General features: G+C 68.3%; 14 protein-coding genes. 8 read left to right on the forward strand and 6 right to left on the reverse strand.

What is annotated here, in order from left to right; all coding sequences use genetic code 11:
* Nucleotides 1–152: 152 nt before the first annotated feature.
* Both M8009_RS08790 and M8009_RS08795 read left to right on the forward strand, forming a co-directional pair.
* Nucleotides 153–1,484, forward strand: a complete 1,332-nt coding sequence (locus M8009_RS08790; RefSeq protein WP_250060447.1) for an NAD(P)/FAD-dependent oxidoreductase — start codon at nt 153–155, stop codon at nt 1,482–1,484.
* A gap of 11 nt (nt 1,485–1,495) precedes the next feature.
* Nucleotides 1,496–1,843, forward strand: coding sequence for a hypothetical protein (locus tag M8009_RS08795; RefSeq protein WP_250060448.1), 348 nt, complete (start codon nt 1,496–1,498; stop codon nt 1,841–1,843).
* A gap of 222 nt (nt 1,844–2,065) precedes the next feature.
* On the opposite strand, the gene M8009_RS08800 is transcribed toward M8009_RS08795, so the two are convergent.
* Entirely contained in the window at nt 2,066–2,926 is an 861-nt protein-coding gene (locus M8009_RS08800) for a class I SAM-dependent methyltransferase (RefSeq protein WP_250060449.1), read from the reverse strand.
* Nucleotides 2,927–3,166: 240 nt separating this feature from the next.
* Here M8009_RS08800 and M8009_RS08805 point away from each other — a divergent pair, with 240 nt between their 5' ends.
* The 6 genes from M8009_RS08805 to M8009_RS08830 all read left to right on the forward strand — a co-directional run bounded on the left by M8009_RS08805 (nt 3,167) and on the right by M8009_RS08830 (nt 8,367).
* A complete protein-coding gene (locus M8009_RS08805) occupies nt 3,167–3,994 on the forward strand; it encodes a DUF1338 domain-containing protein (protein ID WP_250060450.1) in 828 nt (275 codons plus the stop codon).
* A complete protein-coding gene (locus M8009_RS08810; protein WP_250060451.1) occupies nt 3,984–4,970 on the forward strand; it encodes a succinylglutamate desuccinylase in 987 nt (328 codons plus the stop codon). The genes M8009_RS08805 and M8009_RS08810 overlap by 11 nt, the downstream gene beginning before the upstream one ends.
* A 249-nt stretch (nt 4,971–5,219) precedes the next feature.
* On the forward strand, nt 5,220–5,990 hold the full coding sequence (locus tag M8009_RS08815; protein ID WP_250060452.1) for an ABC transporter ATP-binding protein: 771 nt from the start codon (nt 5,220–5,222) through the stop codon (nt 5,988–5,990).
* Between the two features lie 24 nt (nt 5,991–6,014).
* The gene (locus M8009_RS08820) at nt 6,015–6,719 is read left to right on the forward strand and encodes an ABC transporter permease (RefSeq protein ID WP_250060453.1); all 705 of its coding nucleotides are present in this window, start codon (nt 6,015–6,017) and stop codon (nt 6,717–6,719) included.
* Entirely contained in the window at nt 6,719–7,450 is a 732-nt protein-coding gene (locus M8009_RS08825) for an ABC transporter permease (protein WP_250060454.1), read from the forward strand. Before M8009_RS08820 ends, M8009_RS08825 begins: the two co-directional genes overlap by 1 nt.
* A gap of 146 nt (nt 7,451–7,596) precedes the next feature.
* Nucleotides 7,597–8,367: a transporter substrate-binding domain-containing protein gene (locus tag M8009_RS08830; RefSeq protein WP_250060455.1), complete on the forward strand. Its 771-nt coding sequence runs from the start codon at nt 7,597–7,599 to the stop codon at nt 8,365–8,367.
* Between the two features lie 71 nt (nt 8,368–8,438).
* Here the strand turns inward: M8009_RS08830 and M8009_RS08835 are convergent, their stop codons facing one another.
* From M8009_RS08835 to M8009_RS08855, 5 genes are all read right to left on the reverse strand, one after another.
* Nucleotides 8,439–9,179, reverse strand: coding sequence for a glutamine amidotransferase-related protein (locus M8009_RS08835; RefSeq protein ID WP_250060456.1), 741 nt, complete (start codon nt 9,177–9,179; stop codon nt 8,439–8,441).
* A gap of 76 nt (nt 9,180–9,255) precedes the next feature.
* Nucleotides 9,256–10,437 carry an iron-containing alcohol dehydrogenase gene (locus tag M8009_RS08840; RefSeq protein ID WP_250060457.1) on the reverse strand — a complete coding sequence of 394 codons (1,182 nt, stop codon included), beginning with the start codon at nt 10,435–10,437 and terminating at the stop codon, nt 9,256–9,258.
* A 14-nt stretch (nt 10,438–10,451) separates the two neighbouring features.
* Nucleotides 10,452–11,837: an aldehyde dehydrogenase family protein gene (locus M8009_RS08845; protein ID WP_250060458.1), complete on the reverse strand. Its 1,386-nt coding sequence runs from the start codon at nt 11,835–11,837 to the stop codon at nt 10,452–10,454.
* A 162-nt stretch (nt 11,838–11,999) separates the two neighbouring features.
* Complete coding sequence (locus M8009_RS08850) at nt 12,000–13,379, reverse strand: glutamine synthetase family protein (protein ID WP_250060459.1); 1,380 nt, start codon at nt 13,377–13,379, stop codon at nt 12,000–12,002.
* A gap of 93 nt (nt 13,380–13,472) precedes the next feature.
* Nucleotides 13,473–14,528, reverse strand: coding sequence for a TRAP transporter substrate-binding protein (locus M8009_RS08855; protein WP_250060460.1), 1,056 nt, complete (start codon nt 14,526–14,528; stop codon nt 13,473–13,475).
* Between the last annotated feature and the right edge of the window lie 78 nt (nt 14,529–14,606).

Consider the following 14,606-nt stretch of genomic DNA (forward strand, 5'->3'; position numbering starts at 1 on the left):
GATCATCGCATGCAGGAAAGGGGTCGGAATCCTGACTTGCGTCAAGCTACCGCATGCCAAGGGAGGATGTACACGAGAAATAAATATAGGTTATAAACTTATAGCCATAAGGATTTGGCAAGGCTGTCACCCCCTTGCGCAGGAGTCCTGACATGACACCCCCCCTCGAATCCCCCCGCCTGGATCGCCGCCAGCTGCTCAAGCTGAGCATCGGAGCCGGCGCCGCCGCCCTGATGCCACTTTCCGGCCTGCAGGCCAACACCGTCTCCACCCGTGCCCGAATCGTCATCCTCGGCGGTGGTGCCGCCGGGATGTCCATGGCCAATCGCCTGGCCATGCGCCTCTCCGGCGCCCGCATTACCGTGGTGGAGCCCCGCGAGACCCACCACTACCAGCCGGGCTGGACCCTGGTCGCCTCCGGCGTCTGGCAGCCCGACAGAACCCTGCGACTCAATGCCGACTTCATGCCCCGCGGCATCGACTGGATCCGCCAGCCCGCCGTCGGCGTCGATGCGGATGAGCGCCGCATCACCCTGGCAGATGCCAGCACCCTGACGTATGACATCCTGGTGGTCGCCACGGGCCTGCAGCTCAACTATCACCGGATCGAGGGCATGTCGACGGACCTGATCGGCAACCACGGCATCGGCAGCGTCTATGCCGGCCCACAAGAAGCGGCCCGCACCAGCGATGCCATCGACAAATGGCTGGCCATCGGCGGCGGCCAGGGGCTCTTCACCAATCCCCAGACGGCCATCAAGTGCGCCGGGGCGCCCATCAAGATGGCCTTCACCACCCAGTCGCGCATCAAGATAACCGGTAATCGGGACGACTTCGCCCTGGATTACTTCACTCCCAGCGACGGCATGTTCAGCCAGCCCTGGATCAACGACTTTCTCAAGCAGCGCTTCGATCGCGACAACATCGCTCGCCACCACGGCCAGTACCTTTCCGCCATCGATCCGCAGGCCCGCCAGGCCGAATTCACCGGGCGCGACGGCAACACGGAAACCCGCGACTATGACTTTATCCACGTGGTGCCACCGATGAGCGCGCCAGACTTCGTCAAGGCCAGCGATCTGATCGCGAAGGAGGGCGCCTTCGCCGGCGAGTGGCTGGATACCGACATCTACACCATGCAGCACAACCGCTATCCGGAGGTGTTCGGCATTGGTGACGTGATCGGCGCGCCGATCAACAAGACGGCCGCCAGCGTCAAGGCCCAGGCCCCGGTGGTCGAGGAGAACATCGCTGCCTTCCTGGAGGATAAGCCGCTGCCCGCCCGCCATAACGGCTATACCTCCTGCCCGCTGATCACCGATATTGGCACGGCGATGCTGGTGGAGTTCGGCTACGACAACGACATGGCCTTCATGCCCTCCTTCTCGTTCATCGACCCGAAGGAGGAGTCCTGGGCAGCCTGGGTGCTCAAGGACTACATGTTGCAGCCCGCCTACTACGCCATGCTCGAAGGCCGCGTCTGAGGAGAGATGCCATGAACTTTACCCTTGCCGGCATCTTCGCGGTGCTGTCCCATGCCATCCCGCCCTTCCTGCCATTGATCCTGGCGATCCTGGCCCTGCTGGTGCTGGCACAACTGATCGGCCGCCTGCGCGGCTATCGCCTTACCGACTACCGCTGCCTGCCGGCCGGTATCGCTGCCCTGCTGGCGGGGCTTTCGACCCTGTGGTGGCTGCCCATGCTGACCTACTCCCGGCTCGGCCTGGTGGCTACTCTCACCGACTGGGCCGCGCTGATCGCGGCGGCACTCGGCGTTGCCTTGATCACCTGGCTGGTGCTGCATCCGCTCAGCTACCTGGTCCGCGGCCCGCGCGGGCAATAAGCCCTCTCCCCCGCACGCACCATAAGGCTCCGCCCGGCTATGCCGTGAGGATAGCCGGGCGGGACCTTCACGTAGCGGGTTTCTCGGAGCCGGTGTCAATCGGCCAGCTCGTCGGGTCTCGCCTCCTCTCGTCGTTCCGTCCTGTGGCGATTTCCAGTGCAGGATCGGAGAAACGAAAGGAAGCGAAGATACTCGACGCTATCGATCGACCTGATCGAACCTTCACGCCCTGCGCCATACGCCCTCGAGGATACGCACCCGGTCCGCGGCCAGGTTGTCGCGCAGGTTGCGCCCCATCTCCGCGAAGACCTCACCGAAGATCAGCGCCGGCCCGGGCAGCGCGGGCCCCGACGGTGCGCCTTCGCCCTCCCGGCGGCTGTGCTTGCGTCGCCAGGCGAGCGCCGACTCGGTGACGTCCTGCACCACCACCGGGGCGAAGCCACCCTCTGCCAGCAGAGCCTCCAGGGCGTGCCGGGAGCGCAGGTGGCTGGTCTCGACGCGGCGTGCCCAGGGGACCGGCAGGCGCAGCGGCGAGGGGTCGCCGCCGGCCACCACCTCGTGCAGCAGCAACGTGCCGCCCGGTACCAGCAGTCGCTGCCACTCGGCGAGCACCGCGGCGATGTCGGGCATGTTCATCAGCGCATGCTGGCACCACACCGCATCGAAGGCGCCATCCGCCAGCGGCGTGTGCGCCGCATCGGCGCACAGGAAGCGCGTCCGGTCATCGAGGCCGGTGGCGCGGCTCAGCCAGCCGGCCACCTCGACGAAGGCCGCGGTGATGTCCAGGCCCGTCACCTCGGCACCGAACTCCTCCGCCAGCAGTCGGCTCGCCCCGCCGGTGCCGCAGCCCACATCCAGCACCCGGCTGCCCGGGGCAAGCCCCCCCAGGGCCGCCAGGGAACGGCTGGCCCGCCGCCCGCCCAGGTGCAGCTGGTCGATGCCGGCGACCTCGTCCAGGGTGAGGCGGTCGGGGTCGCGCCCCGCCTCACGGAAGGCCGCCCGCAGTCGCGTCGTCAGGCTTTGCCCGCCTCGTTCGGCAGGCGCATCATAGTGGGCATCGAGGTGGCGGGCATGGTCGGTCATGGCAGTCTCCTGGGGCAGGCGGCACCGCCAGTCTAGCCGCGCAAGGCTCCGTTACCCATCGTGCAAAGGTCACGGCCTCGCCGCGGTTCGATGGGACAGCGCGCGTCTCGGCCCCTGGCCGGGCGCGGATTTTCACCCTGGGCCCCACCACTTTCATCCGACCGACCCTCGCCCTTGAGTCCACCGGCGACGGACGGGATGGTGTCGGCAGTCACCACAACATCGACAACAGGTGTCCAAATGCCTTCCGAGATGAGCCTCGAGCAGTTCTTCGCCCGCCTCTGGGACGACTACACCGCCATGACGCCCCAGGCGAGCCGCATCCACGACGCCCTGGTCGCCGATGGCGAGACCATCGTCAACGACCACGTGGCCTTCCGCACCTTCGACCGCGGACCCGTTCGGCTGGCCGACCTGGAACCCCACCTGCTGGCGCTGGGCTACACCCGGCTCGAACCCTACGACTTCGAGGCCAAGAAGCTGCGTGCCTGGGGCTACCTGCCACCGCGAGAGAACCAGCCCAGGGTCTTCCTCTCGGAGTTGAAGTGCCGCGAGCTCTCGGCCCGTGCCCAGGAGATCATCGACGAGCTGGTGGCCCAGATCGATCCCGCCCGGATCGACTCGCCCGAGGTGATGTGGGCAGGCCGGCTCTGGGAGACGCCGACCTGGGGGGAATACCGGACCCTGGCGGAGGAGAGCGAGTACGCCGCCTGGCTGTCGATCATCGGGCTGCGGGCCAACCACTTCACGATCAGCGTCAACCACCTGCGCCACCACGACACCCTGGAGAAGCTGCTGGCGAAGGTCGAGTCGCTGGGACTGGGCATCAATGCTTCGGGCGGTCGCATCAAGGGCTCCCCCGAGGTGCTGCTGGAGCAGGCCTCGACGCTCGCCGATCGCATGCCCTTCACCTTCTCCGGCGGTCGGGTCGAGGAGATCCCCACCTGCTACTACGAGTTCGCCCGGCGCTACCCGGATGCCGACGGCCGGCTCTACCAGGGCTTCGTCGCCGCCAGCGCCGACCGGATCTTCGAGTCCACCGACGCCCGTCCCGACCATGCTGGCTGAGTGGCTCGACCAGGGCCTGGAGGGACGCGCCCCCTCGCACGCCGAGGGCAGGGTCGCCGGGGGGCGTTTCCGGCTGCTCGCCCCGGGGGTACTCGAGCTCGTGCCGGATGCGCCCTCGGCCGGCGCGAGGGCCTGCGTGCTCTCGGTCGGTATCCACGGCAACGAGACGGCCCCCATGGAGCTGCTGGGCGAGGTCCTCGCCCGGCTGGAGGCCGGGCTGCTGCGCCTGGGGGCCCCGCTGCTGGTGATCCTGGGCAACCCCGAGGCGATCCGGCGCGGCGAGCGCTATGTCGCCACCAACCTCAACCGGCTGTTCCGCCGCGACCTCGAGGAGGCGGGTGACGAGCCCGACCGGGCCCGGGCGCTGATGGCCGAGGTGGACGCCTTCTACGCCCGCCATCCCGGCCGGGAGCGCCTGCACTACGACCTGCACACGGCGATCCGTGACAGCCGCTTCCCGCGCTTCGTGGTCGAGCCCTTCGCCGAGACAGCCACGCCCCCCGAGCAGTGGCGCTGGCTGGCCGCCGCCGGCATCCAGGCGGTGCTGCACCAGCACCGCCACAGCTGGACCTTCTCGCACTACGCGAAGCACTACCATGGCGCAGCGGCCTTCACCCTGGAACTGGGCCGCGCCCTGCCATTCGGCCACAACGACCTCCCCCCCCTGGCCCCCATGGGCCGGCTGCTCGAAGCACTTATAGAAGGCCGTGAGCCCGCCACTGGCGACCCCCGCGCCATGACGTTCTTCCGCGCCGAGCATGAGCTGCTGCGCCACAGCGAGGCGTTCCGGCTCTGCTTTCCCGACGATACGCCCAACTTCAGCGAGTTCCTGCCGGGCACCCGGCTGGCGGAAGACGCCGTCGCCGGCGAGACCCGGGTCGGCGAAACCCCGCTGTCGGTCGTCTTTCCCAACGCCGAGGTCGAGATCGGCGCCCGGGCGGCGCTGCTGGTGGTACCCAGCCCACCCCCGGAGTGACGCCGCCCCACCGGCACCCCACAACAGCAATCGACAACAACAATCGCCAGGAGAATCCCCATGCCCCATGCCATCCCCGCCCTGGACCGCGATAGAGTACCCGGCTGGTCGCAGCCTCCTTCCGGAAATCCTCCGGCCTGTTAGAATCGCCCTCTTTTTGATTCCCGGTTTTGATCCCCGGTTTTGATCTCCGGCCCGCGCCGGTTGATCATCGATGCGGCGGACCGCCCACGATCTGGAGCCCGTTCCATGGCCGATACCCCGATTCCGCTGGAAGTGCGCAACATCACCAAGCGCTTCGGCGACACCGAGGTCCTCAAGGGCCTCTCACTGAAGGCGCACAAGGGCGATGTGATCACCCTGATCGGCGCCTCAGGTTCCGGCAAGAGCACCTTCCTGCGCTGCATGAACCTGCTCGAGCAACCCGACGAGGGCGACGTGATCGTCCACGGCGAGGAGATCCGCTTCAAGCAGACGAAGCACGGCCGCGAACCGGCCGACTGGAAGCAGGTCGTGCGCATGCGCGCCAGGCTCTCCATGGTCTTCCAGAGCTTCAATCTCTGGGCCCACATGACACTGCTCGAAAACGTCATCGAGGCCCCGATCCATGTGCTCGGCAAGCCGAAGAAGGAGGCTATCGCCCATGCCCGGCAGTTGCTCGAACGGGTGGGCCTGGGGGAGCACGCCGATTACTACCCGGCCCAGATGTCCGGTGGCCAACAGCAGCGTGGCGCCATCGCCCGGGCACTGGCCATGGACCCGGAGGTGATGCTCTTCGATGAGCCTACCTCGGCGCTGGACCCGGAGCTGGTCGGCGACGTGCTGAAGGTGATGCGCGACCTCGCCGAAGAGGGCCGCACCATGATCGTGGTCACCCACGAGATGTCCTTCGCCCGTGACGTCTCCTCCCAGGTGATCTATCTGCATCAGGGGCGAGTCGAGGAAGCCGGCCCGCCGGATGAAGTCCTGGGCAACCCGAGCTCCGAACGACTCAAGCAGTTCCTGGCGCCCAAGCACTGAGGCGACCCGGACGAGGAGACATCCATGATCGATCTGCACGGCTACGGCCCGCGTCTCGCGGAAGGGGCCCTGATCACCATCGAACTGGCAGTGCTTTCGCTGATCCTTGCCATCGTGCTGGGCCTGCTGACGGCCAGCGCCAAGATGTCACGCAACTGGCTGGCCCATCGCATCGGCACCGTCTACACCACCGTCATCCGCGGCGTGCCCGACCTGGTACTGATGATGCTGATGTTCTTCGGCGGCCAGATCGGCATCAACATGGTCACCGACCAGCTCTACGAGCGCTTCGGGTGGGATATCTTCATCAACGTCAACGAGTTCGTCGCCGGGGTTATCACCATCGGGCTGATCTTCGGCGCCTACATGGGCGAGACCTTCCGCGGCGCCTTCCTGGCGGTGGACAGCGGCCAGATCGAGGCCGGGCGTGCCTACGGCATGAACCACTGGCTGGTATTTCGGCGTATCCGTTTCCCACAGATGATGCGCCACGCCATTCCGGGGCTCTCCAACAACTGGATGGTGCTGCTCAAGACCACCGCCCTGGTCTCGGTGATCGGCCTCACCGACATGGTTCGCGTGGCCGCCGAGGCCTCCAAGGCGACCCGCGAGCCCTTTACCTTCATGATCATCGTCGCCGCCGTCTACCTGCTGATCGCCACGGTCTCCGAGTGGGGCTTCGCACGGCTGCAGAAACGCTATGACGTCGGCTACCGGGAGGCGGACTGATGGAAGCCCTGATGACCTGGCTGGAAACCCAGCTCGCCGACAACAGCATCTTCACCCTGCAGACCCTCGGCTACTACGGCGAGGGCCTGGTCACCACCGTGCAGCTGGTATTCCTCTCGCTGATCATCGGCCTGGTGCTGGCGGTACCGCTGGCCATCGGCCGCGGCTCGAAGCACCGCTGGATCAGCCTGCCGATCTTCCTCTACTGCTACGTGTTCCGTGGCACGCCGCTGCTGGTGCAGCTCTACCTGATCTACTATGGCGTGGTGTTCGTCGAGGGGATCCAGGAGACCTGGCTGTGGGTGATCCTCGAGAAGCCCTTCGTGCCGGCGCTGATCGCCTTCACCCTCAACACCGCGGCCTACACCACCGAGATCTTCCGCGGGGCCATCAAGTCCACGGCCCGCGGGGAGATCGAGGCGGCGCGGGCCTACGGCATGTCGCGGGGGCTGATGCTGAGGCGTATCGTGCTGCCCAGTGCCTTCCGGCGCGCCCTGCCCGCCTACGGCAACGAGGTGATCTTCATGCTCCACGCCAGCGCCATCGCCAGCGTGGTCACCATCATGGACCTGACCGGGGCAGCCCGCTTCGTCTATGCGCGCTACTACGCGCCCTTCGATGCCTTCCTTTTCGTCGCGGCCATCTATCTCTGCCTGACGTTCGCCATCCTCTACCTGTTCCGCTACCTGGAACGACGCCTGCTGGCACACCTCAAGCCGGCCAGCGGCTGACAGGCGACGACGGTGAGCGTAAAACAGGCGTTGGGAACCGGCGTTTGAAAGCGGCCGGTTCCCCCTTCCGATGGGCCCGGGCATCCGCTATCGTGGTTCCGTCGTCACCCACGAGGTGAATCCACCAACAACACGGGAAGACACCCATGAAACTACACAAGATCCTGAGTCTCGGCGTGTTCGGCGCCGCCCTGGTCGCCGGCAGCGCCAGCGCCGAGGTCCGCGACATCCGCATCGGCGTCGACGTGCCCTACGAGCCCATGGAGTACCGCACCCCCGAGGGCGAGCTGACCGGCTTCGACATCGACCTGGGCAACGCCCTGTGCGCCGAGATCGGCATCCAGTGCGAGTGGGTCGTGCAGGGCTGGGACGGCATCATCCCCGGCCTCCAGGCGCGCAAGTACGACGCCATCATGTCCTCGATGACCATCAACGAGCAGCGTCGCGATCAGGTGCTGTTCTCCGACCCCTACATCACCCCGCCGTCGGCCTGGTTCGCCCCCGGCGACGTCGAGATCGGCAGCCCGTCCGAGGAGACCCTCGACGGCCTGACCCTCGGCGTGCAGCGCGGTACCCTGCAGGACAATTACGTGACTGACCTGTACGGCGACGTGGCCGACGTCAACCGCTACGCCACCGCCGACGACATGGTGCTGGACATGGACTCCGGCCGCCTCGACGCGGTGTTCCTTGACTTCCCGATCGGCAAGTCCACCCTGCTCGACAGCGAGGCCGGAAACTACAAGCTGGTCGGCGAGAAGATCACCGAGCCCAAGGAGTACTTCGGTGAAGGTTTCGGCATCGCCTTCCGCCAGCGCGACCAGGAACTGGCCGAGGCCTTCAATGCGGCCCTGAAGACTCTGCAGGACAACGGCACCTACGAGGAGATTCACGAGAAGTACTTCGGTACGGAGTGATTCGAACGATAAAGCGCCAGCCGATACGACCGGGGCCTCAGGGCCCCGGTCGTACGTTCGGGCCCCGACCATCAGGGCCGGGACTGGGCAGCGCTCCCGCGCAGCTGGATGGCCCGACGCATGAAGGCCAGGATCCAGCGCACCATCAGGGTGTTGTCCACTGGCGCCGAGAGCGACGCCTGCCCCTCACGCACCCGGTGGTGGCCGACCAGGTCGGCGCGCAGCGCCATCAGCTCCCGGGAGTAGGCCCGGGTGAACTCGGGATGGCCCTGCACGCCGAGGAAGTGCTCGCCGACCTGCATCAGGTAGGCCGGGCAGAAGTCGCTGCCGCCCAGCACCCGGGCGCCCTCCGGCAGCCGCTCCACCTGGTCCTGGTGGCTCACCAGCAGGTCGAGTCCCGGCTGCCAGGGCACCATCCAGTCGGCCCGCTCGCTGACCCGGTTGAACGACAGGCCCACGCCCCAGCCCCTGCCGCTCTTCTCCACCTCGCCGCCCAGCGCCCGGGCCATCAGCTGGTGGCCGAAGCAGATGCCCACCAGCGGCTTGCCCGCCGCCCAGAGGGCGCGCACGAAGGCCTCGAGCTCGGCGATCCAGGGCAGGTCGTCGTTGACCCCGAACTTCGACCCCGTGGTCAGCCAGGCGTCCACCGCCTCGACGTCGTCGGGAATCTCGCCGTCCAGGCAGCGCCAGACCCGGAACGTCAGGCTCGGGTCGACGCGATGGAACAGCGCCTCGAACATCTCGGGGTAGTTACCATGGCGCCCGCGCAGCGCCGGCGCCACGTCGTCACACTGCAGCAGTCCGATCACCATGCCCTGCCCTCCCCGCGTCATCTCGCCCCCCTCTTCCGCGCGACCAGGCGCGCAACCGGCCCGCCGACCGCCTCGCTCAGAGCCGGCCCTCCACGGCCGCCACGAAGAGGTCGCGGTACTCGTCGGCCGTGAAGGCGACGGGGTTGGTCCCCGAGGAGGGGTCCTCCACCGCCATGCGTCCCACCCGGTCGGCGCGCCCGCTATCGATGCCCAGCTCGGCCAGGGTGTGCGGGATGCCGAGCCGCTCGCGCAGGTCCAGCACCCAGTCGATCACGCTGGCCGTCCCGGGCTGGTTCAGGGCGAGGTAGCGCCCCAGGCGCACCATGGGTTCGCCGATGGCCCGTTCGTTGGCGCGCAGCACATAGGGCATCAGCACCGCATTGAGGGTGCCGTGGTGGGCGTCGTGCAGGGCCCCGAGGGGGTGGGCCAGGGCGTGCATGGCGCCCAGCCCGCGCTGGAAGGCGGTGGCGCCCATGCTCGAGGCCACCAGCATGTTCATGCGCGCCTCGAGGTCTCCGCCGTCGGCGAAGGCCCGGGGCAGGAAGTCGCGTACTCGCCGCACCCCCTCCACGGCGATGCCCTCCGCCATGGGATGGAACGTCGGCGAGCACCAGGCCTCCAGGCAGTGGGAGAGCGCGTCCATGCCGGTGGCCGCGGTGATGGCCGACGGCAGGCCGACGGTGAGCTCCGGGTCGAGGATGACCCGGTCCGGCACCATGCCGGGGTGGAAGATGATCCGCTTGACGTGGGCCGCCTCGTCGGTGATCACCGAGGCGCGCCCCACCTCGGAACCGGTGCCGGCGGTGGTGGGCACGGCCACGCAGGGCACGATGGCCGCCCCGTCGGCATGGGTCCAGTTGTCACCCACGTCCTCCAGCGCCCACAGCGAGAGCCCCTCGCGCTGGCGGGCCATCAGCGCCACGGCCTTGGCGGCATCGAGTCCCGAGCCACCGCCGAAGGCGATCACCCCGTCGTGGCCGCCGTCGTTGAAGGCGGCCACCCCGGCCAGCACGTTGGCCCCGGTGGGATTGCCCTTGATCTCGCTGAATACCTCGATGGCCAGGCCCTCGGCACGGGCCAGGTCGAGGATGTCGCGCACCATGGGCAGTCCGGCCAGCCCGGGGTCGGTGACCAACAGTGGCGCGGTCATGCCGAGTTCCCGGCACAGCCCCGGGAGCTCGCGGACGCGGCCGGGGCCGGTGAGGATGGGGGCCGGGTAGTTCCAGCCCATGCGGTAGTGGTCGGGTTCGAAGCTCATGGGGACCTCCGCCGTCAGGCATGCTTGAGATGGAAGGACTTGGGCCGGGTCAGGGTCTCGTAGCCCAGCCGCGACAGCGAACAGCCACGCCCGGACTGCTTGACGCCCGTCCAGGCCAGTTCCGGGTCCAGGTAGTCGCAGCGGTTGGTGAAGACCGTGCCGGCCTCCAGCCGCCGGGCGATGGCCTCGCCGGCGACGAGGTCGCGGGTGAACACCGCCGCGGTGAGGCCGAAGGCGCTGTCGTTCATCAGCGCGATGGCCGCCTCGTCGTCGGCCACCGGCATGACGCCCACCACCGGACCGAAGCTCTCCTCGGTCATCACGCGCATGCCGTGGTCGACCCCGGTCAGCAGCTGGGGCGCCAGGTAGGCGCTGCCGGGCACCGAGAGCGGGTAGTCGCCGGGATCGATCCAGGCGGTGGCGCCGGCCGCCACCGCCTCCTCCACCTGGCCGCGCACGAAGTCCGCCGCCGCCGGCCTGACCAGCGGGCCGAGGGTCGTCGCCGGATCGGTGGGGTTGCCGAGCCTGAGCTGGCGCACCCAGGCCACCGCGCGCTCGACGAAGGCGTCGTGGATCGAGGCATCGACGTAGAGACGCTCGATGGCGCAGCAGCTCTGCCCCGAGTTGAAGAAGGCCCCGTCCATCACCCCGTCCACCGCGGCATCGAGGTCGACATCGGCGCGCACGTAGGCCGGGTCCTTGCCTCCCAGCTCCAGGCCGGTGGCGATGAAGCGCCCGGCGGCGTTGCGCTCGACCATGGCCCCACCCGCCACCGAGCCGGTGAAGGCAACGTGGTCGAGCCGCGGGTCGCGGATCAGTGCCTCGGTGTCGGCGTGGGAGAGGTGCAGGTGCTGGAAGACACCGGCCGGCAGCCCGGCCTCGTCGCAGGCCTGCTGGAGGCGCTCGGCGCACAGCGGCGTCTGGGCAGAGTGCTTGAGGAGCACGCTGTTGCCGGCCATGATCGTCGGCACCAGGGCGTTCACCGCGGTCATGTAGGGGTAGTTCCAGGGCGCCACCACCAGCGATACCCCGAGCGGCTCGCGGGTGATGTAGCGCGTGAAGCCGGGCTTCTCAGCCAGGTGGATCGGCGCCAGCGCCTCCTCGGCCAGGGCGATCATGGTCCGCGCCCGCTCCTCGAAGCCGCCCACCTCGCCGGCGGCGGCGGCGATGGGCCGTCCCATCTGCCAGGTCAGCTCCTCCACCAGGGCGTCGCGGCGGGCCACGAAGGCATCCACCATGCGCGAGCAGAGACGCGCGCGCTCCTCCACCGGCACCTCGCGCCAGGCGCGCTGTGCCGCCACAGCCCGGTCGAGGGCCGCCTCGATGGCCGCCGCAGAGGCCTGTTCCCGCTCCACGTAGACCGAACCGTCCACCGGCGAAATCGTGCGCTGTATGGCCATGCTCCCCTCCTCGGACAAATGACAGGACAACCGGTGTCAGCACTCGCGGCTGATCCGGCGACAGGTCTTCGCGGGGGCGCTGTGAATCCCTCCCTGGACGCTACCGATGCCATCCCTGGCATAGGACCCCCGCTACGGCCTGTCCCCGGCGCCGCTCGGCGCTCAAATAATCTCGAAATAGCGATCCAACTCCCAATCCGTGATATGGCGCCGGAACTGGCGCTCCTCCCATTCGCGGGTCGCCGCGAAGTGCTCGACGAAGTCGTCGCCGAAGAGGTCACGGGCCGCCGTCGAGCCCCGCAGGCGCTGGGCGGCCTCCCACAGGGTGCGGGGCAGCGCCTGGTGCGGGGGGTGCTCGCGATCGTAGGCGTTGCCCTCGACCGGCGGGTCGGGCTCGAGGCGCTGCTCGATGCCCCAGAGCCCCGAGGCGATGGCCGCGGCCATCGCCAGGTAGGGGTTGGCGTCGGCGCTGCCCAGGCGGTACTCGACCCGCTGGGAGGCCTCGCTGCCGGGAATCACGCGCAGCGCGGTGGTCCGGTTCTCGACGCCCCAGGTGGCATCGGTGGGCGCCCAGAAGCCGGGAATCAGCCGGGTGTAGCTGTTGATGGTGGGGGCGAACATCGCCAGCAGCTCGGGCATCAGGGCCTGCTGACCGGCCACGAAGTGGCGCTGCAGGTCGCTCATCCGGTCCGGCGCCGCGGCATCGAAGAAGGCCGAGGTGCCGCTGTCGGCATGGTTCAGCGAGAGGTGGATATGGCCGCTCTGGCCGGGATAGTCCGGCGACCACTTGGCCATGAAGGTGGCCATCAGGCCACGCCGCTGGGCCCACACCTTGGTGAAGGTCTTGAACAGGGCCCCCTTGTCGGCGGCGGCGAGCGCCTCGTCCACCCCGATGGCCGCCTCGAGCACCCCGGGGCCGGTCTCGGTGTGCAGCCCCTCGATGGGGAAGTCCATGGCCTCGGCCATGGCCAGCAGCTCGTGGTAGAGCTCGCCATGCACCGAGCTTCTGAGCATGGAGTAGCCCATCATGTCGGGGGTGAACGGCCGCAAGTGGCGAAAGCCCTTCTCGCGGACCGATTCCGGCGTCTCATGGAAGAGGAAGAACTCGTACTCCAGGGCGGCACGGGCCCTGAGGCCCATCGCCTCGGCCCGGGCCAGCACCCGCCTGAGCAGGCCGCGCGGGCAGATCGCCTCGGCGGGGCCCTCGAACTCGGCGAGGAAGAGCAGCATGTCGCCTTCGGCGGGTACCTCGCGGCAGCTCTGCGGCACGATGCGCAGCGGCGCATCCGGATAGCCGGTGTGCCAGCCGGTGAAGCGCACGTTGTCGTAGAGTTCATCCTTGCTGTCCCAGCCCAGCACCACGTCGCAGAACTGGAACCCCTTCTCCAGGGAGGCGAAAAACTTCGCGCGCCCCATGTACTTGCCGAGCATCACGCCGTCGATGTCAAACATCCCCACCTTGACGTGGCTGAGGCCACGGGCCTCGACGATGCGACGCGCGTCCTCGGCACTGGCGACCGCTCTTGGCTGCAATCGGCTCATGGCACCTCCTCATCCTGCCGGGAGCTCTCCCGCCGTCGATGGACGGCGAGCCTGCGGGGCGGGCGACGGGCGCCGCACCACCCCGTGCGTTGCTCAGGAGTAGCGGTAGGGAGGGCCGGCCTCCTGCATGGTCTGGCGGTAGTCCTTGAGGATCTGCACCAGCTTGGCGCTGCGCTCGCTCTCCTGGGCGATCTCGTCCCAGAACGACAGCGCCTCGTCCTCGATGGTCTGCCACTCCTCCTCGGGGATCGAGGTCAGCTCCAGCTTGCCGCCGGTGGTGCGGTAGTGCGCCTCGCCCCACCAGTACCAGTGCTGGCGGTAGTAGTGGGAGCTGTCCATACACAGCCGGAACAGCGTCTTCAAGTGCTCGGGCAGCTCCTCCCAGCGCTCGGTGTTGGCGAAGTAGGAGCCCGACCAGGCGCCGGAGATGTTGTTGGTCAGGTAGTAGTTGCTGACATTGGCCCAGCCCACGGTGTAGGCCTCGGTGATGCCGGCCCAGGCGATGCCGTCGAGCTCGCGAGTCTGCATGGCGACCTCGATGTCCTCCCAGGGCAGGGTCACCGGCACCACGCCGAAGCGGCTGAGGAAGCGCCCCGCCGTGGGGAAGGTGAAGACCCGCTTGCCTTCCAGGTCCTTGATGCTGCGGATCGGTTCCCGGGTGACGAAGTTGCAGGGATCCCAGGAGCCGGAACCCAGCCAGGTCACGCCCTCCACCTCGCCGTAGGCCTCCTCCCAGATCTCCTTGAGGCCGTAGTGGTGGAACAGCGCCGGCACGTCGAGGCTGTAGCGCGAGGCGAAGGGGAAGTAGCCGCCGAACACCGAGACGTCCACCGGGGCGTTGATGGAGTCGTCGTCGCTCTGCACCGCATCGATGGTGCCGCGCTGCATGGCGCGGAACAGCTCGCCGGTGGGTACCAGCTGGTCGGCGTAGTAGAGCTCGATCTCCATCTCGCCGTTGGCGGCCCGGTTGAAGGCATCGATGGAGGGCTTGATGACATGCTCGGCCAGCGCCGGGCCGGCATAGGTCTGCAGGCGCCAGCGGATCGGGCTGGACTGCGCCTGCACGTAGGGGGCGCCGACGCTGGCCGCCCCGACCGTGGCGGCGGTGGCCACCCCGGCCTTCTTGAGGAAATCGCGACGGTTGGTCATGGGTCTTCTCCTGCGATGGTGGTTGTTGTTCGGCAAGGTCGTTGCAGTCGCGTGTCGTCACCTCCTTGGGAGCGCTCG

It is taken from the genome of Halomonas gemina, from assembly GCF_023554995.1.
GTDB lineage: Bacteria > Pseudomonadota > Gammaproteobacteria > Pseudomonadales > Halomonadaceae > Halomonas > Halomonas gemina.

What these genes read in the sequence shown, in the direction of transcription:
- M8009_RS08790 (WP_250060447.1), top strand. Translation starts at nt 153, where the DNA reads ATGACACCCCCCCTCGAATCCCCCCGCCTGGATCGCCGCCAGCTGCTC.
- M8009_RS08795 (WP_250060448.1), top strand. Translation starts at nt 1,496, where the DNA reads ATGAACTTTACCCTTGCCGGCATCTTCGCGGTGCTGTCCCATGCCATC.
- M8009_RS08800 (WP_250060449.1), bottom strand. Translation starts at nt 2,926, where the DNA reads ATGACCGACCATGCCCGCCACCTCGATGCCCACTATGATGCGCCTGCC.
- M8009_RS08805 (WP_250060450.1), top strand. Translation starts at nt 3,167, where the DNA reads ATGCCTTCCGAGATGAGCCTCGAGCAGTTCTTCGCCCGCCTCTGGGAC.
- M8009_RS08810 (WP_250060451.1), top strand. Translation starts at nt 3,984, where the DNA reads ATGCTGGCTGAGTGGCTCGACCAGGGCCTGGAGGGACGCGCCCCCTCG.
- M8009_RS08815 (WP_250060452.1), top strand. Translation starts at nt 5,220, where the DNA reads ATGGCCGATACCCCGATTCCGCTGGAAGTGCGCAACATCACCAAGCGC.
- M8009_RS08820 (WP_250060453.1), top strand. Translation starts at nt 6,015, where the DNA reads ATGATCGATCTGCACGGCTACGGCCCGCGTCTCGCGGAAGGGGCCCTG.
- M8009_RS08825 (WP_250060454.1), top strand. Translation starts at nt 6,719, where the DNA reads ATGGAAGCCCTGATGACCTGGCTGGAAACCCAGCTCGCCGACAACAGC.
- M8009_RS08830 (WP_250060455.1), top strand. Translation starts at nt 7,597, where the DNA reads ATGAAACTACACAAGATCCTGAGTCTCGGCGTGTTCGGCGCCGCCCTG.
- M8009_RS08835 (WP_250060456.1), bottom strand. Translation starts at nt 9,179, where the DNA reads ATGGTGATCGGACTGCTGCAGTGTGACGACGTGGCGCCGGCGCTGCGC.
- M8009_RS08840 (WP_250060457.1), bottom strand. Translation starts at nt 10,437, where the DNA reads ATGAGCTTCGAACCCGACCACTACCGCATGGGCTGGAACTACCCGGCC.
- M8009_RS08845 (WP_250060458.1), bottom strand. Translation starts at nt 11,837, where the DNA reads ATGGCCATACAGCGCACGATTTCGCCGGTGGACGGTTCGGTCTACGTG.
- M8009_RS08850 (WP_250060459.1), bottom strand. Translation starts at nt 13,379, where the DNA reads ATGAGCCGATTGCAGCCAAGAGCGGTCGCCAGTGCCGAGGACGCGCGT.
- M8009_RS08855 (WP_250060460.1), bottom strand. Translation starts at nt 14,528, where the DNA reads ATGACCAACCGTCGCGATTTCCTCAAGAAGGCCGGGGTGGCCACCGCC.